This is a genomic window from Marinovum sp. J2-8, from assembly GCF_055808435.1.
Genome location: NZ_JBVVRZ010000005.1, coordinates 307,249 through 324,730, shown reverse-complemented (window position 1 = coordinate 324,730; position 17,482 = coordinate 307,249). Strand labels below are relative to the sequence as shown.

The 17,482-nt window shown below is 59.7% G+C and carries 18 protein-coding genes; 8 read left to right on the top strand and 10 right to left on the bottom strand.

All coding sequences use genetic code 11. The annotated features are described in order from the left end of the window. Positions 1-4: 4 nt before the first annotated feature. Positions 5-1,570 carry an extracellular solute-binding protein gene (locus AC0L4F_RS16835; RefSeq protein WP_244690307.1) on the bottom strand — a complete coding sequence of 522 codons (1,566 nt, stop codon included), beginning with the start codon at positions 1,568-1,570 and terminating at the stop codon, positions 5-7. Positions 1,571-1,689: 119 nt separating this feature from the next. On the opposite strand from AC0L4F_RS16835, the gene AC0L4F_RS16830 reads away from it, so the two are divergent. After that, on the top strand, positions 1,690-2,610 hold the full coding sequence (locus AC0L4F_RS16830; RefSeq protein ID WP_244690305.1) for a LysR family transcriptional regulator: 921 nt from the start codon (positions 1,690-1,692) through the stop codon (positions 2,608-2,610). A gap of 297 nt (positions 2,611-2,907) precedes the next feature. Here the strand turns inward: AC0L4F_RS16830 and AC0L4F_RS16825 are convergent, their stop codons facing one another. Then, on the bottom strand, positions 2,908-3,867 hold the full coding sequence (locus tag AC0L4F_RS16825; protein ID WP_244690303.1) for a LysR family transcriptional regulator: 960 nt from the start codon (positions 3,865-3,867) through the stop codon (positions 2,908-2,910). 99 nt (positions 3,868-3,966) lie between these two features. Here AC0L4F_RS16825 and AC0L4F_RS16820 point away from each other — a divergent pair, with 99 nt between their 5' ends. From AC0L4F_RS16820 to AC0L4F_RS16790, 7 genes are all read left to right on the top strand, one after another. Next, positions 3,967-4,905 carry a tripartite tricarboxylate transporter substrate binding protein gene (locus AC0L4F_RS16820; protein WP_244690300.1) on the top strand — a complete coding sequence of 313 codons (939 nt, stop codon included), beginning with the start codon at positions 3,967-3,969 and terminating at the stop codon, positions 4,903-4,905. Between the two features lie 6 nt (positions 4,906-4,911). Further along, complete coding sequence (locus AC0L4F_RS16815; protein WP_244690298.1) at positions 4,912-5,424, top strand: tripartite tricarboxylate transporter TctB family protein; 513 nt, start codon at positions 4,912-4,914, stop codon at positions 5,422-5,424. A gap of 13 nt (positions 5,425-5,437) precedes the next feature. Continuing rightward, the gene (locus AC0L4F_RS16810) at positions 5,438-6,928 is read left to right on the top strand and encodes a tripartite tricarboxylate transporter permease (RefSeq protein WP_244690296.1); all 1,491 of its coding nucleotides are present in this window, start codon (positions 5,438-5,440) and stop codon (positions 6,926-6,928) included. A gap of 14 nt (positions 6,929-6,942) precedes the next feature. Next, complete coding sequence (locus tag AC0L4F_RS16805) at positions 6,943-7,302, top strand: CoA transferase (protein WP_244690294.1); 360 nt, start codon at positions 6,943-6,945, stop codon at positions 7,300-7,302. Continuing rightward, entirely contained in the window at positions 7,280-8,143 is an 864-nt protein-coding gene (locus tag AC0L4F_RS16800) for a CaiB/BaiF CoA transferase family protein (protein WP_244690292.1), read from the top strand. The genes AC0L4F_RS16805 and AC0L4F_RS16800 overlap by 23 nt, the downstream gene beginning before the upstream one ends. A 2-nt stretch (positions 8,144-8,145) precedes the next feature. Continuing rightward, positions 8,146-9,000, top strand: a complete 855-nt coding sequence (locus AC0L4F_RS16795; RefSeq protein ID WP_244690429.1) for an HpcH/HpaI aldolase/citrate lyase family protein — start codon at positions 8,146-8,148, stop codon at positions 8,998-9,000. An 897-nt stretch (positions 9,001-9,897) separates the two neighbouring features. Continuing rightward, positions 9,898-10,800, top strand: coding sequence for a GIY-YIG nuclease family protein (locus tag AC0L4F_RS16790; protein WP_244690290.1), 903 nt, complete (start codon positions 9,898-9,900; stop codon positions 10,798-10,800). Between the two features lie 70 nt (positions 10,801-10,870). Here the strand turns inward: AC0L4F_RS16790 and AC0L4F_RS16785 are convergent, their stop codons facing one another. The 8 genes from AC0L4F_RS16785 to AC0L4F_RS16750 all read right to left on the bottom strand — a co-directional run bounded on the left by AC0L4F_RS16785 (position 10,871) and on the right by AC0L4F_RS16750 (position 17,482). Next, positions 10,871-11,179, bottom strand: coding sequence for a hypothetical protein (locus AC0L4F_RS16785; RefSeq protein ID WP_244690436.1), 309 nt, complete (start codon positions 11,177-11,179; stop codon positions 10,871-10,873). Further along, entirely contained in the window at positions 11,152-11,484 is a 333-nt protein-coding gene (locus AC0L4F_RS16780; RefSeq protein WP_244690287.1) for a cupin domain-containing protein, read from the bottom strand. Before AC0L4F_RS16780 ends, AC0L4F_RS16785 begins: the two co-directional genes overlap by 28 nt. Further along, on the bottom strand, positions 11,477-12,142 hold the full coding sequence (locus tag AC0L4F_RS16775; RefSeq protein ID WP_244690285.1) for a cysteine hydrolase family protein: 666 nt from the start codon (positions 12,140-12,142) through the stop codon (positions 11,477-11,479). The genes AC0L4F_RS16780 and AC0L4F_RS16775 overlap by 8 nt, the downstream gene beginning before the upstream one ends. Beyond that, positions 12,142-13,668, bottom strand: coding sequence for an ABC transporter ATP-binding protein (locus AC0L4F_RS16770; protein WP_244690283.1), 1,527 nt, complete (start codon positions 13,666-13,668; stop codon positions 12,142-12,144). Before AC0L4F_RS16770 ends, AC0L4F_RS16775 begins: the two co-directional genes overlap by 1 nt. 67 nt (positions 13,669-13,735) lie before the next feature. Then, a complete protein-coding gene (biuH, locus tag AC0L4F_RS16765; RefSeq protein ID WP_244690281.1) occupies positions 13,736-14,413 on the bottom strand; it encodes a biuret amidohydrolase in 678 nt (225 codons plus the stop codon). Next, positions 14,410-15,420, bottom strand: a complete 1,011-nt coding sequence (locus tag AC0L4F_RS16760) for a formamidase (RefSeq protein WP_244690278.1) — start codon at positions 15,418-15,420, stop codon at positions 14,410-14,412. The genes biuH and AC0L4F_RS16760 overlap by 4 nt, the downstream gene beginning before the upstream one ends. A 26-nt stretch (positions 15,421-15,446) precedes the next feature. Beyond that, entirely contained in the window at positions 15,447-16,373 is a 927-nt protein-coding gene (locus AC0L4F_RS16755) for an ABC transporter permease (protein ID WP_244690276.1), read from the bottom strand. Beyond that, the gene (locus AC0L4F_RS16750; RefSeq protein ID WP_244690273.1) at positions 16,373-17,482 is read right to left on the bottom strand and encodes an ABC transporter permease; all 1,110 of its coding nucleotides are present in this window, start codon (positions 17,480-17,482) and stop codon (positions 16,373-16,375) included. The genes AC0L4F_RS16755 and AC0L4F_RS16750 overlap by 1 nt, the downstream gene beginning before the upstream one ends.

Sequence of the window (17,482 nt, the reverse complement as noted above, 5' to 3'; positions counted from 1 at the left end):
TTTTTCAAAGGTCAGCGACCAGAAGATCGCCTGCGCTGTCGGCCAGTAGAAAAAGACGAAAACGATCAGAAGCTGCGGCGCGACAAGCGCGGCCACCAGCCAAGGGTTCTTGAAGCGCGCGTGACGCATCGGGGGTTCTCCTACACCTGGGGTCGGACGACGGCGCCCGTGGAAAGGGAAATCGGGGTCGGCCCGGCCCTCGCACGTGCTCGGGGACCGGACCGACCGGGATGCGATCAGGGGGAAGCTGGCGCCGCGGTAGGTCCGCTCGAAGTTGCGGGCGATCTTGTTCATCTCGGCCACGGTCTGGTCGAGCCCTTCTTGCACGCCGATCTGGCCCGACAGGATCTCTTGCATCATCGCGGTCCATTCGCTGCGGCCCTGCAGAAACCCGCCGATCCGGGACTCCGCGCGACAGCGGGGTGACCTCGGTATGGGTCAACGACGCGATCGCCGTTTCGCGGCCCTTGAAGGGCGCCGCGTCATAGAAACCGGTTTCAAGCATCCGGTCATAGCCCGACAGGGTGACCGGGATATAGCCGGTCTCGGTCGACCAGAAGAGCGCAGAGTTCGGCGTCGCCAGGAAGTTCAGATATTCCGCCGCGCCGCGGTATTCCGCTTCGCTTTTGTTGGACAGCACCCAAAGCGCCGCGCCCCCGATGACGGTGTTCTGACGCGCGGTGCCCTCGAACACCGGGATCATCGCCACGTCCCAATCAAGGCTGTCGACCGCCGCCGCATGCACCGACGCGTGTGACGCGATCGAGCCGAAGTAGAAGGAACAGACATCCTGACCAAAGGCGCTGCGGGCGTTCATGCCGCCGGCATTGGTCTTTATCTCCAGCAGGCCGGCATCATACCAATCCTTGATGTCCTGAACATGATCGACAACCACGGTGGTGTTATAGACGTATTCTGCGTCCAACCCATCAAAGCCGTTGTTGTTGGTGGCAATCGGTACGCCATGGGCATAGGAAAATTGCTCCATGTCCACCCAGGACGACGGCGAATAGCCATAGGCGCAACGCTCGGGGTTGGCCTCTTTCAACGCCACCAGGGCAGCGCCGAACTCTTCCCAGGTCTGCGGCACGGCGATGTCGGCGGCGGCGAGGTCACGGGCGTTGTAATACATCACCGGGGTGGACGAGTTGAACGGCATCGCCACCATCTCGCCCTTGGAATTGGCATAGTAATTGGCGATCCCGGGGAAGTAGTCGTCCCAATCGACCGCGATGCCGAAGTCGTCCATCATCTGGTGCACCGGGTAGAATTCCCCCGACATCAACAGATCTGCCGTGCCCGCGTCATAGGCCTGCACGATGGTCGGGTGCTTGCCCGCGCGAAAGGCGGCAATCGTGTTTTGCACGGCATTGGCATAGCCGCTTTGGCCGACGCAGTTGATTTCATACCTGTCCTGGCTGGCGTTGAAACGGTCGCAGGTGGCCTGGATCGTTTCCCCCAGTCGGCCGGACAGGCCATACCAGTAATCAAAGGTCACGCGTTCCTGTGCAGGGGCGCAGGTCGCGGCAACAGAGGCCAGGGCCGCGCATGCAAGCATATGGTTCTTCAAGACAATTACTCCTGTAATAAAGGTGCATACAAAAGCGAATTGCACCACGAGGAGGCTTGTGCCCAATCGCATGGATCGAGAAAATAAAATAAAAAGTATGTTGCAGTTCTGTAAAACCGATGATTAACAATATCAGACACTTAAGGTATGTTGTCGCCGTTGCGAATGCGACAAGCCTGCAAGAAGCCGCGCGGGAACAACGGATTTCCGAAAGCGCCCTGAGCACGGCGATCAAAACGGTGGAGACCGAACTTGGGTATTCGATCTTTGTCCGGCGACCGTCGCGGGCCCTGTCGCTAAGCCACGCGGGGGCCGAATTCATCGTCGAGGCAACCGCCTTGTTGGAACAATTCGATGCTTTCACCCGGCGGACCATCGGCCTGGGCGAAACCCTGCGCGGCACGGTGCGCCTTGGGGCAGTCTCGGCTTTTTCCTCCATCGTCCTGCCGCCGGTGCTGCGCCGGTTGCAAAGCAAGCATCCCGACCTGAAGGTGCAGATCTTTGAATTCGGTGTGACCGAGATCATCGAGCGCCTGCGCGAAGGCGACATCGACCTGGCCATCACCTATGATTTCCTGACCGAGGCGGATGTGGAAATGACCTCCGTGGTCAGCGTGACCCCGCATATCGGCGTCTCTGACCAGACCGAGTACCGGTTTGGCGACACTGTATCTCTGGCCGATTTCAAGGATCGGCCGCTGATCCTGCTGGATGAACCGGGCACGCGCCAGCATGTCCTGGGGATGTTCCGAAAACTTGGCCAAACGCCGATGGTCGAGATGAACCCAAAGTCAGTGCGCCTGATGACCGCACTGGTGTCCGAGAATTTCGGCTATGGCATCTATTTCCTGCAAACGATCCGCCGTGGCTTCGCCACCCGCGAAAACCAGGTGCAGCGGCTGCACATCGCCGAACCGGTCGCCCCCTGCAACGTCGTGGTCGCGCGTTCCCGGCGACAGATGCAAACCGCGCGGGTAACGGCCGTTCATCAGATGTGCGAAGACGTGCTGACAGAGGTATCGGAAAAGATTTCCTTCTGAGGGTGTCTACTGTTGCGAAAGATTTCCATCCGGGGGGGGCGTCTGTCAGCGGTATTGCCAGGTTGATTTAATGTGCGATGTGTCAATCCGGAGATATGGGGGCATTTACCGGCGCAAAAGGGGGCCACGCTCGGGATGTCTGCGCGGTTTAAGGAAGGGAAGGATCACCGACGAATATGCGCTGCCTAATCTAACCTCGGGCCGTTACGCAGGCTCGGTTCGGCCATTGGCTGCTCTGTAAATTGGTCAAATCTGTAAATTGGTCACGCTGTTTACCAGAGGACTTCCATTTGACGATCAGCGTACGCTTGTCGCCGGAGACGCCCCTGCCCATTTGGAACGCGATAGCAGCGCAAGTGCCACATCGCGCGTCAGATCAAACACGACGTTGCGGGCCTTGTTGGGGGGAAGCCGTTTGGAGGAAGCAAGACAGACGGTTCGTTGGATAGGCGGATTGACAATCTCTGCGGCTCGGATCGATCCACCAAGCACCTCATGCGCAATTGCCGCCTTGGATACAATCGAATAGCACGATCCTTGCGAGGCAAGCCTGACGAGAACCGAGGGTGCGTCTGCCTCGAACTGAAAGTTCATGGTGATGCCAGAATCACTCGACCATCGCTCAAGGACAAGTCGCAACCCGTGTGGTGGTCGCGTACCGACCAAAGGCACCTTGGTAAGCTGTTGCGCGTCAACCGTGTCGCCTTGGACAAGTGGGGCATCTGCGGCACCAATGAGGTGCAATCGCTCGGTCAAGAGCGCTTCGGATGTGTGATCATCGGTCTCTTGAACGTTGAAGAGTACCGCGATATCCGCACGACCCTCGCGCAGGTATTCTGCCAGATCGCCGCTCATGAGCTCGAATATTTGGAGCCGCACGCCCGGGAACTTCTCCTTCGCGGCCAGCATCAGCGGTGGCGCCAGCACCGGGCAGACCGACCCGGGCAGGCCCAGCCGAACCTCGCCGTAAATCTCGTCGACGCCTCGTCGGTAGCGTCGCTCTGCCTGTTCGACCAGCGTCAGGATCTCGCGCGCATGGGTGCTGAAATCGCGACCGTTGTCCGTTGCCGAAACACCATGCGCGCTGCGATCCAATAGCCGCGTTCCAAGCGCGTCTTCCAGCTTTCTCACATGCTGGCTGAGCGCGGGTTGCGCAATATTCAATGATCTGGCCGCCTTTGAGAAACTTCCCAGGTCCAGAACGCGCAGGAAGCTGCGGATATGTTTGTTCTCTATCACAGGGATATAATGATTCATTATAATATCTAGATCAACATTGTATTTCTGTATCGCGACATCAGTCCTTTAGGATGTGCGAAAGGCACGTGCTCTGCGTGCGGTTTGGGAGGAGCCAACATGAAACATTCACAGACACTCGCGCTGGTGGCAGCCACGATGGCGTTTGCCGCACCGGCTTGGGCCGATTTCCCGGAAAAGCCGATCAACCTCGTGGTTGGCTTTCGCGCGGGCGGAGGCAGCGACACCGCAGCACGTATCCTGGCGGCCGAGATGGAGGCCACGCTGGGGCAGAAGATCATCGTCGAGAATCGCGGAGGCGCCGGTGGTGCGGTCGCGACAGAATATGTCCGCGCAAAAGACCCAGACGGCTATTCGATCGGGTTTGCTGTTGCGACGACTTTCTCGTTCACCCCGCTCACAGGAAGCGTCGCCTATACGCCGGACGATGTGACCTTCATCGCCACCACGCATGGCTATCGGACCGTGATGGCCGCGCCGCTGGAGGCTCCTTTTGATGACTGGGCCGGTATGCTTGAAACCGCCAAGGAACGTGGCTGGATCAACTATGCGTCGATCATCCCGCTGGACCGCGCCATCATGCAGTATGTCGGCAAAAAGGAAGACATCGCTGTCAATATCGTGCCGACCCGGGGCGGAGCCGGTGCGCGGCAGGCGGTGCTTGGTGGTCACGTGGACCTGGCGTTTTCGGGCTCGAACGCGCTGCCGATGATGGAAGACGGCGCGCTGAAGGTCGTCGCCGCCCTGAACCCCGAAGGCATCGAGGAGCATCCCGGCATTCCGACGCTGGACGCGCTTGGCTATGGCGTCAGCGCCGTTGAGGCCGCGGTGTTTTTTGGGCCGGACGACATGGATGCCGACGCCGTGGCGACGCTGGAATCCGCGTTGGCGCAAGCCGTGCAATCCGACACGTTCAAGGATTTCGTGAACAACAAGTTCCGCGGCTTCGAGACATTCAAGACCGGGACTGAGACCGCCGATGGCATCGCCTCCGACGTCCGGGCCTATCGTGGTCTGCTTGACTTTATTTCGGAGTAGGGCGCGATGTCACGTTCTCCCGAAGGGCCCGGCGGCACCACGTCGCCGGGTTTTGCGACCGATCTGATCCTTGGGATCGTGATTGTCCTGTTCAGCCTTCTACTTCTTTTCTGGATCATCCCGGCCCAGGTGAATGACGCGGGGGCCTTCGGACTTCCGCCCAGCCTTGCGCCTCGCGCGTTGGCCTGGCTCATGGCCGCACTTGGCACCGTGCTGATTGCAGGGAACCTTCGCCTTGGGGGCGAAGACCCATTGGCCGGGAGACTGACGTGGCAGGATTCCGGGCACCTCGCACTTTGCATCCTTGCGGTCGCGCTCATGTTGATCGTGATGGGGGTGGTCGGAGACGCGATCGGAAGGCCTTACTCGGGGTTCTGGATCGCCGCGCCCCTGGGATTGATCGCATTCACGCTGATCCACACCCATGCCCCGCTTTGGGCTTATGCATTCAACGCATTGGCCGCGCCCGCCGTAATCTATGCCGGGTTCTGGTGGGGCCTGGAACTACCTTTGCCCTGACAGGACACAAGACATGGATATCATTTTTGCAGCCATGCTCGACGCGCTGTCGCTGACGACGTTTCTGTCGGTCGTGCTCGGCGTCATGATCGGGATCGTGATTGGCGCGGTGCCGGGGCTGAATGCGCCAATGGCCATCGCGGTGGCCATCCCGCTGACTTTCACGATGGCGCCGCTCGCGGCGATCGGCATGCTGGTGGGCGTGATGAAGGGGGGTGGCTTCGGCGGCGCAATCGGGGCCATCCTGCTCAACACGCCGGGCGAGCCGCATTCTGCCGCGACGACCCTTGACGGACATCCGCTCGCCAAGGGCGGCAAACCGCGCAAGGCCCTGCAGACCGCGCTCTATTCCTCCGTCGCGGGGGACAGTTGCTCTGACCTTGTGCTGATCCTGCTGGCGCCCACGCTTGCAGTTTTTGCCCTTCGGGCAGGACCGGTCGAACTTGCAGCAATCCTGGTGATTTCGCTCACGCTGATCGCTTCGCTGTCGGGCCGCTCGCTGACCAAGGGAATATTTGCCGCGGCGCTTGGCGCCTTTCTTGCCACAGTTGGGGTGGACCCGGAAACCGCTGCGCCGCGCTTTACCTTCGGACAGGTCGACCTCTTTGATGGCCTTCCCCTCGCGGCCGTTGCCATCGGCGTTCTCGCTGTACCCGAAATCATTCTGAGGCTGCAGGAGGGCCGTCGCTACCGCCCCGATGCCAGCAGGGCCGTTGCCAACAGTGAGGGGGATGATCGCCTGACTTTTGGTGAATTCCTGAACCTGAGACGCACTGTCCTGCGTGGGGCGGGTATCGGAACGGCCATCGGCGCACTGCCGGGGCTTGGCACAACGCTCGCTGCCTTTCTCAGCTACGCCGCCACCAAACGGTTCTCGACAGCGCCTGAGAAACTCGGCACCGGCGCGACCGAGGGTATTGCAGCAACTGAAAGCGCCAATTCTGCTGTCTCAGGCGCGAACCTGATCCCGCTTTTAACGTTGGGTATCCCCGGCAACCTTACCGCCGCCCTATTGGTCGGTGCCTTCCTGATCCATGGTGTCACGCCCGGGCCTCTGATCTTTCAGCGCGATACGTCGCTGGTTTACGGGCTTTTTGCGGCGATGATCATGGCCAATGTCATGGTGCTGATCATCGGATCCCTGGGGCTTCGTGCGTTTGCGCTGATTGTGAAGGTCCCACCCTTCGTCATCTATCCCATCGTGCTGTTGCTCTGTGTCGTAGGTATTTACGTGAGCCAGGGCGGATTCTTCGCCGTCGGCGTCATGCTGGCCTTCGCGGTGCTGGGCTTCTTCATGCTGAAGCTCGAGATCTCCATCGTTTGCTTCATCATCGGGCTCGTGCTCGGCCCGATGATCGAACTTTCGATCCGTCAATCCGTGATCCTGCTCGGCCGCAACCCCGCCGCCATCCTCGATCATCCATTCGCGCTGGTCCTGTTTGCCGCGTCCCCGTTCGTGGCGTGGCTGCTGATCCGCGATCGTAACCGCCTGTCCGACGGCTAATGGAAAGGAATTCCATGAAGACCCCTTACACACCTGATGCCAAAGGTCCGCTCACCGGGCTGCGCGTTGTCGATATGACGCGGCTTGCCGCTGGCAACATGATGACCCACATGCTGGCCGATTTCGGGGCCGACGTGATCAAGATCGAACGCCCCGGCAAGGGCGACGATTTGCGCCGTTTCGGTGAAGCCGAAAGCTGGTGGAAGGTCTACGCGCGTTCCAAGCGGAGCATGGAACTCGATTTCCGCTCGGAGGCAGGGCGCGCAGTGCTCGACAAACTGATCGCCAGCGCCGACATCCTCTGCGAGAACTTCGTTCCCGGCACGCTTGAAAAGTGGGGGATGGGGCCGGATGAAGCTTTGGCAAGCCAATGAAAAACTGATCATCGTGCGCGTGTCGGGCTGGGGACAGACGGGACCGTACAAGGACAAACCGGGCTTTGGCAGCCTGATCGAAGGCATGTCCGGCTTCGCGGCGATGACAGGTTGGGAAGACAAACCGCCGCTTCTCCCGCCGCTCGCTTTGGCCGACATGGTCGCCGGCCTTGCCGGGTTCGGTGGTGTCCTGTCCGCCGTGATCGCCCGCGACAAGGGCGAGGCCAAAGGCCAGGTCGTGGATCTCTCGCTGTTCGAGCCGCTGTTCGGCATCCTCGGCCCCTGGGCAGCGGCATACGAGACGACGGGCAAGGTGCCGCAGCGTATGGGGAACTCCAGCGAAGTCGCAGCCCCGCGCGGGCTCTATCCGACGAAGGACGGCAAGTTTATCGCGATGTCGGCCTCTATGCAGTCGATGTGGGAGAAGCTTGCCGCCGCCATTGGACGGCCCGAATTAAACGACGATCCACGGTACGCAACGTCGCGCGCACGGGTCGAACATGCGGCAGAGCTTGACGCCATCATTGCCGAGAACATGACGACCCGGACGCTTGACGAAAACCTCGCCTTTTTCGAAGCAGAAGGCGTGACCGTCGGCCCGATTTGCGACATCTCGGATCTGATCGACCATCCTTATATCCGTGGCCGCGAGGTGTTGCAGGATTTCGAATACGAGGGCATGGAACGTTTGCCGATGCACCAGACATTTCCGCGTCTGAGCGCCACGCCGGGTGCCGTACGCGCGCCCGCGCCAAGGCTGGGGGAGCACACCGCAGAGATCCTGGCCGAGCTTGGCGTCGATGATCCGGGCAAAGCCTGCCGCGCTAAGGAAGGCGCGTGACCATGTGGCGCTCTCTACTCTTCATACCGGTTCTGGAAGAAAAGTTTCTCGCCAAGGCCGCGAGCCGCGGCGCCGATGCTATCGTGCTTGATCTCGAAGCAAGCGTCGCTCCCGACCGCAAGGACGAAGCGCGGTCGGCGCTGCCAGACGCGGTCTCACGTCTCGCGTCGGACGTCGATGTGACGGTTCGGGTCAATGCGCTCTGGACACAGGCGTTTCGCGACCTCGAAGCCAGCGTGATCGAAGGCGTCTCGGCGATCCATCTTCCGCTCTGCGAGACTGCGGCGCAGGTCCGTGCCGTCGATGCCATGATCGGCGAGTTGGAGAAGGAACGGGGCCTTCCGGCGGGCAACATCCGTCTCGTCAGCATGCTTGAATCGGCGGCTGCGGTGTTGAATGCACGAGAAATCGCGACGGCGTCCCCTCGGCTCGTTGCAATGACGGTTGGTGTCGAGGACTATGCAACGTCGATGGGCGTCGCCGCCACGCCGGATGTTCTGAGGCCCGCTGTTCAACAGGTCAACCAGGCCGCGCGGGCGGCATCGGTCGCCTCTTTCGCCGTCGCCGCAGGCATGTCCGATTTTCGTGACATCGATGGCTTGCGGGCCGCTGCCACATACGCCCGCGCCATCGGGTCCACTGGTGGCTACGCGGTACATCCGGCCCAGGTGGCGGTTCTCAACGACGTCTTTTCGCCTACCGAGGCCGAGCTTGGATGGGCGCGACGAGTCGTAGAGGCCGCCGAGACCGCCGCCAGAAAGGGGCAAGGCGTGACGAAGCTCGATGGCCAGATGATCGATTTGCCGCTGGTGACCCGGGCCCAGTCCATTATCGCGCGAGGGCCGCTGTCTGGCTGACGTACCGGCATCCCGGCACCGTACAGTGCCTGTGCCCTGCGACCATAATAGCGCCAGCCAATCCGCCGGCATCAGAGCGACATCGGCCGATAGCCCACACGTCGCGGACTGCAGTCGAGGCTTCGCGAGCACTGTGAATGCCAGCAATCGCTTGCCGCTCCGCAGCATCCGTGAGTATTGGGATACGGCCGTTCAGGGCGGTGAGCGTCAGGCGCAAAGTGACAATACCGCTCCCGGCGGCGCTGTTCCCCCCCTGATCACTGATCACGGACAAGCTTCTGACGGAATGCATCCCGTGCCAGCGTTGAAAGCTCCGCGATGCTTTTCCTCGTATCCGTCACCCCACGGGCAAGAAAATACTGAACCCCGGTTACCCGGACCGATCACACGGCATCCACGTCAGTATCAAATCGCAAGCAACGTCCGTTGCTCAAGGAACGCTCCATGGCAGACGGCGGTGTGGGCTCGAGGGGGGGGGTGGACGTTGCTTGCCGCATGGAAATCAATTGGAACAAAGACTGCGCCCCCGCCATTGGGCGACAGGCCCTTCCTCTTTCGGTCATGCCGTCACCTGAAAACTCGCTGGCACGTTGCATCGCGCCTATCGGCAACACGCGTGACAGTCGCTCCGTCAATTCTACGGGCGCACCCCATCAGTAATGGATAGATTATCCTTGCCAATGTAGATGTTTTCGTTTGGGAAAGTGATCTTGTAAACAACGTAAGCGAACTTCCAGGTCATTCTTGGCAATGCCTTATATGTTTTAAGTTGACGACAGTATGCGGTCCCGCTTCGTCGTTCTTCGGGTTTCCAACTGCCACCTGCTGTTGTAGGAGGATTTTCAATCAAAGTGGTATCAAGGGTCTTCGGAAATGGGAAATGGTCGGTCTCTGAAGTTGTATCTGGTTGATGGGTCTGCTTCTGGGATCGTGACGGTCGAGATTGGAAATTGGAGCGGCCATATCCTGTTTTCACCACGAACTCGGATTGAAACGGCGCTCGCTCGCGTTGAGGTTTCACGCACTGGGGTCTATGTTTTGGTCGGACCTGATGAGAACGATCAAGGCGATCAAAAGATATATGTCGGCGAAGCCGATAAGTTGAAGAGCCGTATTGTCAACCACAACAAAGAGAAGGATTTTTGGGATAGGTTCGTGTCGGTCAGCAGCAAGGACATGAATTTGACCAAAGCACACGTCAAGTATCTGGAAGGTCGTTTGCTTGATTTTGCTCACGAATCTGGAAAAGTCACCGTTGATAACAAGACCAACCCAAATTTTGACAAGTTGCCTGAGGCAGACATTTCCGACATGGAAAGCTTCCTTGAGGAAGTTAGGTTAGCGCTCCCTGTTCTTGGCATCGACTTTTTCCCCACCCGAAAACTGGCCAGTAATAAACTTGAAGCGACATCCAGGGTTAATTCCGCGGTTGAAGACGATGTATTTTTTACTCTTCAAAACGCCAGAGCCGGAATTGACGCAAGAGCAACCGAGATTGACGGCCGGTTTGTCGTTCTTGAGGGCAGTACAGGTAGCCTGAAAGAGAAGTCATCGTTTTTGGCATCTGCCAGCAAAGCCGTAAGAGATCGGCTGCTGTCCAGTGGTGTTGCCGCGGACATGGGTAACGGTAATTTTGTGTTGAGAAAAGACACCGAATTCAAAAGCCCAAGTGGCGCTGCCGTGTTTCTCTTCGGTACATCGCGCAATGGCCGAACTGATTGGCTTGTCGAGGGAAAAAACCTCACTTATGCTGATTGGAAGGACTTGGAAATTGCAGAAGCAATCGGCAGTGATCAATAGGTCATTCTGCCCCGAAGTCGGTTGTAGGTTTTTTTGTGCAATCCCTGAGCTCAGAGAATTCTATACTGGATTAGGAAAGAGCGGTGGGCGCTAAATTGTAATCCCGCCGTCCTTTGTGGCCGATCCCTGTTTTTTCTATTCGATTGGCCCATTGGCTTCGCGATCCTGCAAGCCGCATTTCTGATTTCGCCGCGCGCAAGGGCAGGGGATAGCCCCGGAAATCGTTGATTTCACCACGTCGGGTGATCGAGCGGGGTGCAAGCGCAAGACGAAACGCGTCCGTCTTGCGGAGCGTCCTTACCGCCACCAGAACCTGTTGAGCTAACACCGCAGGATCAATACCGCCCGAACCTAGATAAATTCGACCGGCTTTTCCCATTGGATCAGGACGGTACAGCCTTCGTCCGACCACACGCGGTGCTCCGTTCCGTTTGGGTTGAACACAAGTGAGCCGGCCGCAAAGCTGCCTGTGTCATCACTTTGGGTGCCTGCGAGGACAAGAATGGTTTCAAGCCCCGTGTGGCGATGGCGCGGAACAGAGGCGCCGGGTGCATATCGCAGAAGTGCGACATCCGGCCCCCCGCGCCAGAGATGGCAGATTTCGACTCCCTCCCGGAAGGGTTCAAAAGGCAGGTTGGCCCAATCGTCGGGCAATAGGTTTTGGAATGATTTGGGATCAGTCATCGAGGGCCTCCAGAATTTTGTTGGTCGGAGCGGCCCAGCCGACGATGCCCCCCTGCGCGGTGATCATCTCGATTGCTGCGGCTTTGAATGCGGGGAAATAGCTTTCGGTGGCATCCGTGGCGATCAAACAATCATAGCCACGGTCATTGGCCTCGCGCATTGTGGTCTGAACACAGACTTCGGTGGTGACACCTGCGAAGATCAGAAAATGTATCCCGCGGTCGCGCAGCATCGCGTCGAATCCGGTGGCATGGAACGCGCCCTTGCCGGGTTTGTCGATCACGACTTCTCCGGGGGCGGGGGCCAATTCCGGGATGATGTCTGCGCCGGGCTCGCCCGCTATCAATATGCGGCCCATCGGCCCGGCGTCGCCGATCCTGAGCGATGGCGCACCACGTTGGCGTTTGGCATCCGGGCAATCGGACAGGTCCGGCAAATGGCATTCTCTTGTGTGAAAAATCGGCAGGCCCGCCGCGCGAAACCCCTGCAACAGGCGTTGGGCGGTGGGCACAATCGCGCCAAGCAGGCCGACGTCATTGCCAAGGCTCGCGCCAAAACCGCCCGGCTCGATAAAGTCGCGCTGCATGTCGATCATCACAAGGCCGATTTGATCGCGCGCAAAGGGAAAGGGGAAGGGGGCCGCGTGAATCTCTGTCATCAGTGATGTCCTGCCATATATTGCCCGATCTGTTCGACATTGGCCGTCGCAATCGGGGTTTCATAGGCGATGCGCCCTTCGGACATCACCAGGATGCGGTCGGAAAGCTCCATGATTTCGTCCAGATCCTCGCTGATCAAAAGGATTGCCGTACCTTGATTTCGGGCCTCGACAAGCCGATCGCGGATCGACGACACCGCGGCGAAATCCAGCCCGAAACAGGGGTTAGACACGATCAGCGCCTTGACGTCCCCGGTCAATTCCCGCCCCAGCACGGCGCGTTGCACATTGCCACCTGACAGCGACGCGATGCGCGCCGCAGGCGAGCTGGTTTTTACATTGAACGCCTTGATCAGGGTTGCGGCATTGCGGGCAATGGCGCCGCTGTCATTCCAGAACGCGGTCTTGCCGTCCTTGCCCGCGTCGAACATGCGAAACGCAATATTTTCCGCCACGCTCATGCGTGGGGCACAGGCGTTGCGCAGCGGTTCTTCGGGCAAATAGCGGATGGCATGGGCGCGCGCCTCGGCGCGGGTGGCGCCATATTGCGCGCCATTGACGCGGATGTCGCCCTGTTCCATCCGGCGTTGCCCGGTCAGGATTTCCATCAGCTCCATTTGGCCATTGCCGGAAATGCCCGCAATCCCAAGGATTTCCCCGGAATGAAGCGTCACATCGTCGATTTCGATGGGCTTGAGCCCGGTGCGATCCCGCGCTTTGATGCCGTTCATTGTCAGAAGCGGCTGTTTGACCGTGTCGCGCCGGCTTCGGGTGCTGATGACGGGGGCCTCGCCCATCATCGCGCGGCTCATATCTTCGATACTCATGTCGGCCACGGACCCGCCGCCGACATATTTACCACGCCGCAGGATCGACACATCATCGGCAAAGGCGCTGACCTCGCGGAATTTATGCGTGATCATCAATACCGTAATTTCCCCCGCCTGCGTCAACGCACGCACATGGCCCAGCACCTCATCCGCCTCTGCCGGGGTCAGAACCGACGTCGGTTCGTCCAGGATGAGGAACCTGTTGCCCAGATAGAGCTGTTTGATGATCTCCAGCTTTTGTTTTTCTCCTGCCGCCAGCCGGCTGACAGGTTGATCAAGCGGCACGTGAAACGGCATCTTGGTCATAAAGGCGTCAAGCGCGCGGGTTTCGCGCCGCCAGTCGATCAATCCCGGCGTGTCGGCGCGGCTGATCACAAGGTTCTCGGCCCCCGTCAACGACGGCACCAGCGTGAAATGCTGATAAACCATTCCAAGGCCCAGCTTCTGCGCCACCTTGGGGTCGGTCATGCGCGCCTCTCGGCCTTTGACCAGAAGCTCGCCAGAGGTGGCGTTGTAAAACCCCATCATGCATTTGACGAGCGTGGATTTCCCCGCACCGTTTTCGCCAAGCAGGGCATGAAAAGTGCCCGCCGGAATGTCGATCGACACATCGTCCAGCGCCGTAAACGCGCCAAAGCGCATGGTGGTATGCAGGGTTTGCACGCTGATTGCGCCGTTTTCACATGTGTGGATCATGCGGCCCCCTGACCCCGAGGAGCGGCAGACAGGGCCGCAGGGCAGGGGTGAGAAATGTCGGTCTGCATCACACCAACCCCGCGATAAGCGATGCGCTGTCCGTGACCGCGCCAAAGACCCCGCCCTGCATCGTGACCATTTTGATCGCGGCGGCGTGGTTGCCCGGATCGGTTGCGCCACAGCAATCCTCGGCGATGACACATTCAAAACCGCGATCATTCGCCTCGCGCATGGTGGTCGAGACACAGACATCGGTGGTGATCCCGGTCAGGATCAGATTTTCAATGCCCTTGGTGCGCAGGATCAATTCAAGATCGGTCGCACAGAAACTGCCCTTGCCGGGTTTGTCGATGATGACCTCACCCGGCAGGGGGTAGAGTTCGGGGATGATGTCCCAGCCTGCTTCGCCCCGGATCAGGATCTTGCCACAGGGTCCGGCATCGCCGATCCCGGCGCCGATCTGTTGGCTGCGCCAGCGTTTGTTGGGCGGCAGGTCGGACAGGTCGGGGCGGTGGCCCTCACGCGTGTGGATGATGTGATACCCCTTGGCGCGCATGTCGGCCATCAGGGCCTTGATCGGGGAAATCGGCGCCTGTGTCAGCGACAAATCATAGCCCATATGATCGACATAGCCGCCCGCGCCGCAGAAATCGGTCTGCATGTCGATCACGATCAGCGCGGTGTTTTCCGGGCGCAGATCGCCGTTATAGGGCCAGGCATAGGGCGTGCTGTTGATTGTGGTCATTGGCCGGGTTCCTTTTCGCCAAATTTGCGGCTGGGCTTTGGAAAGCCGAAATCGGTGCCGTCTGTCACTTTGACCTCATCCTCCCAGGGCAGGTGATAGGCCCCCGCCGCAAGATCGGTCATATAGGTATAGGGGCAGTCCTGAGCGCCGCCTGCGACGGCGACATAGCCGCGATGGCCGAATTGATAGGGGTTGTTTTCCACCCCCCAGCCGGCCCGTGCCTCGCGCACCAGATCGGGGCGGACCTCTGCGGTGATGGTCTCATCCACGCGGCCGGTTTCGCCGTGGGCAATGACCGTGCCTTCGTGGTCGATGATCATCCCTTCGCCCATGCTGTCAAACGTGCCGTCCGATCCGCACATACAGACATTTGCCGTGATCATCAGATTGCAAAAGCTGTTGGATTGATTGGTGAACCGCCATGCTTGGCGGATGGGGGCGGTATAACCTGCGGTACGGATCATGATTTCCGCCCCCTTATAGGCCGCTTCGCGCGACATTTCGGGGAACATCCCGTCATGACAGATGATAAGGCCGATTTTTGCGCCCTTGGGCCCGGTGCAGACCGGAATGCCCATATCGCCCGGCTCCCACGGTTCGACCGGCACCCAAGGGTGCATTTTGCGGTAATAAAGCTGGACCTCGCCCTGATCGTCGATGATCAACCCGGTGTTATAGGGATAGCCACCGGGGTTCAGCTCCATGATGGAAAAGCAGCCCCAGATCTTGTTGTCGACACAGGCCTGTTTCAGCGCGGCCACCTCTGGCCCGTCCATGGTGCACATGATCTCGGGGTTGGTGTCCATCGACAGGCCGTGCAGCATGTATTCCGGGAACACCACCAGATCCATCGTGCCAAGATTGCGGCGTGCTTTGCCGACCAATTCGACCACCCGCGCGGTTTGCGCCGTCAGCTGCGCTTTGGTTTCCACCACCGGCAATTGCAATTGCACAAGGCCGATCACCACGCCGTTTTCCGATTTGTTCAATCCACCAAAACCATTCATGGCGGTTCTCCTTATTTCGTCAGGTGCTATTTCGTGAGGGAAAGTTCCAGCGGCGCGCCCTGCATGGCACGGTCTGGCGAGCTGGTCATGATCAGCAAAATCAGCGTCAGCACATAGGGCGCGGCAAAGAACAGATAATAGCCCTCGGAAATGCCCACTGATTGTAGCGCGGGGCCAAGCGCGCCGGTGCCGCCAAACAGCAGAGCCGCCCAAAAGCAATTGATCGGGTTCCAGCGGGCAAAGATCACCAGGGCAATCGCCATAAGACCCTGGCCCGATGACACGCCTTCGGTCCAGCTGCCGGGATAATAAAGCGAAAGATAGGCGCCGCCGATGCCCGCCAATGCCCCACCTGCGGCGGTCGACAAAAGACGCACGCTGTTGGGGTTGATGCCCATGGCGCGGGCCGCATCGGTGCTGTCGCCAACCACGCGGACGGTCAACCCGACACGGGTTGATTTGAACATCCACGCCATCGCCACCGCCAGGATGGCCCCCAGAATGAACAGGATGTTGACCTGCAACGCCGCTTGCACCTGTGGTGTATCGGACCACCAGCCAAAGGGTATCGCCGGTAGATCGGGCGCTTGCGGTTGGATGTAGGGCTTGCCGAAAAAGAACGCGAGGCCCATGCCAAACAGCATCATGGCGATGCCGACCGCGATGTCATTGACGCCTTTGAATTTGCAGATCCAGCCGTGCAAAAGCCCGAAACAGGCCCCCGCAAGGGCCGCCGCAAGGACGCCCAGAAACGGATTTCCGGTTTCATAGGCAACAGCATAGCCGCTGATCGCGCCAAAGACCAAAGTGCCCTCAAGGCCCAGATTGATGCGCCCGGACCGTTCGGTCAGGCATTCGCCCAGAGAGACAAAGATAAACGGGGTAGAGACGCGGATCGCGCCGCCAAGAATGGCAAGGGGCACGCCCCACAGACCGATTTCAACAGGTTCCATCAAGAGGCCCCCCTGAGACCGGGATTGAAAATACGAAGGCGACCATAAAGAGCCTCACTGAGCAGAATGATGATGAAGACCATGCCCTCGAACACCAGAACGGTTGCGTCCGGCAGGTCCATGCGGCGCTGAATCAATCCGCCAGAGGCCTCGAACCCGGCCAGAAGCACAGCAACCGGGATGATCACCAAGGGATTATGACGCGCCAGAAATGCGACAAGGATTCCGGTATAGCCATACCCCGCGATCAGGGAGGCATTGGCCGATCCGTGCACGGCGGCCACTTCGAAATATCCGCCCAGCCCGGCACATGCGCCGCCAAGCGCGGTAAAGCCGATCACCAGTTTGGAAACCGGCAAACCCTGGATCTGCGCCGCGCGCACGTTGTCACCGGCGATCCGGGCGGCAAAGCCGATTGTCGTGCGCTCGATCAGAACCCAACACAACAGACAGGCAACAATCCCCGCAAGCACCCCCCAATGCGCCGCGACAAAGGGCATATCCCCGACCTGCAATGCGGTCTCGATTGGTGCGGTGGATGGTTTGTTCAGGCTGGCAGGATCCCGGAACGGGCCTTCGACAAAATGGTTCAACAGGGCGATGGCGATATAGGCCATCAACAAGGAGGCGATGGTTTCATTCACGCCGCGTTTGATCCGCAGCGCCCCGATTGCCCCGATCCACAGCCCGCCAAGACACATCGCCGCCACGGCCATCAACACCATGCCCATGGCCGACGGCAGCCCCACGACCAAAGTGCCGGTCACCGCCGCCGCCAATCCGCCCAGCACAATCGCGCCTTCGCCGCCAATCACCACCAGACCAAGCCGCGCGGGCAGGGCGACGCACAGCGCCGCCAGCACCAGCGGGGCGACGCGTGACAGGGTGTTTTGCCACGAAAAGGCAGAGGAAAACCCACCCTTCCAGACCAAAGCAAAAAACTCGACCGGGGATTTCCCGAGAAAGAGCAGAAACAGACTGAAGGCCACAAACCCGGCAAGCAGCGCGCCGACGGGGATCAGGACCGCCTCGGCGCGCAACGCGATCCGGGCCACGAGCTGTGCGGCGACCGGTGACCCGGTCGCCTTTTGTGGGAATGTGATGCTCAT

Coding starts and splice junctions, on each gene's coding strand:
- AC0L4F_RS16785 (WP_244690436.1), bottom strand. CDS start 11,179: ATGGGAAAAGCCGGTCGAATTTATCTAGGTTCGGGCGGTATTGATCCT.
- AC0L4F_RS16795 (WP_244690429.1), top strand. CDS start 8,146: ATGTGGCGCTCTCTACTCTTCATACCGGTTCTGGAAGAAAAGTTTCTC.
- AC0L4F_RS16755 (WP_244690276.1), bottom strand. CDS start 16,373: ATGGAACCTGTTGAAATCGGTCTGTGGGGCGTGCCCCTTGCCATTCTT.
- AC0L4F_RS16775 (WP_244690285.1), bottom strand. CDS start 12,142: ATGACAGAGATTCACGCGGCCCCCTTCCCCTTTCCCTTTGCGCGCGAT.
- biuH (WP_244690281.1), bottom strand. CDS start 14,413: ATGACCACAATCAACAGCACGCCCTATGCCTGGCCCTATAACGGCGAT.
- AC0L4F_RS16800 (WP_244690292.1), top strand. CDS start 7,280: ATGAAGCTTTGGCAAGCCAATGAAAAACTGATCATCGTGCGCGTGTCG.
- AC0L4F_RS16830 (WP_244690305.1), top strand. CDS start 1,690: ATGATTAACAATATCAGACACTTAAGGTATGTTGTCGCCGTTGCGAAT.
- AC0L4F_RS16805 (WP_244690294.1), top strand. CDS start 6,943: ATGAAGACCCCTTACACACCTGATGCCAAAGGTCCGCTCACCGGGCTG.
- AC0L4F_RS16820 (WP_244690300.1), top strand. CDS start 3,967: ATGAAACATTCACAGACACTCGCGCTGGTGGCAGCCACGATGGCGTTT.
- AC0L4F_RS16810 (WP_244690296.1), top strand. CDS start 5,438: ATGGATATCATTTTTGCAGCCATGCTCGACGCGCTGTCGCTGACGACG.
- AC0L4F_RS16750 (WP_244690273.1), bottom strand. CDS start 17,482: ATGAGCATCACATTCCCACAAAAGGCGACCGGGTCACCGGTCGCCGCA.
- AC0L4F_RS16770 (WP_244690283.1), bottom strand. CDS start 13,668: ATGATCCACACATGTGAAAACGGCGCAATCAGCGTGCAAACCCTGCAT.
- AC0L4F_RS16815 (WP_244690298.1), top strand. CDS start 4,912: ATGTCACGTTCTCCCGAAGGGCCCGGCGGCACCACGTCGCCGGGTTTT.
- AC0L4F_RS16825 (WP_244690303.1), bottom strand. CDS start 3,867: ATGAATCATTATATCCCTGTGATAGAGAACAAACATATCCGCAGCTTC.
- AC0L4F_RS16780 (WP_244690287.1), bottom strand. CDS start 11,484: ATGACTGATCCCAAATCATTCCAAAACCTATTGCCCGACGATTGGGCC.
- AC0L4F_RS16760 (WP_244690278.1), bottom strand. CDS start 15,420: ATGAATGGTTTTGGTGGATTGAACAAATCGGAAAACGGCGTGGTGATC.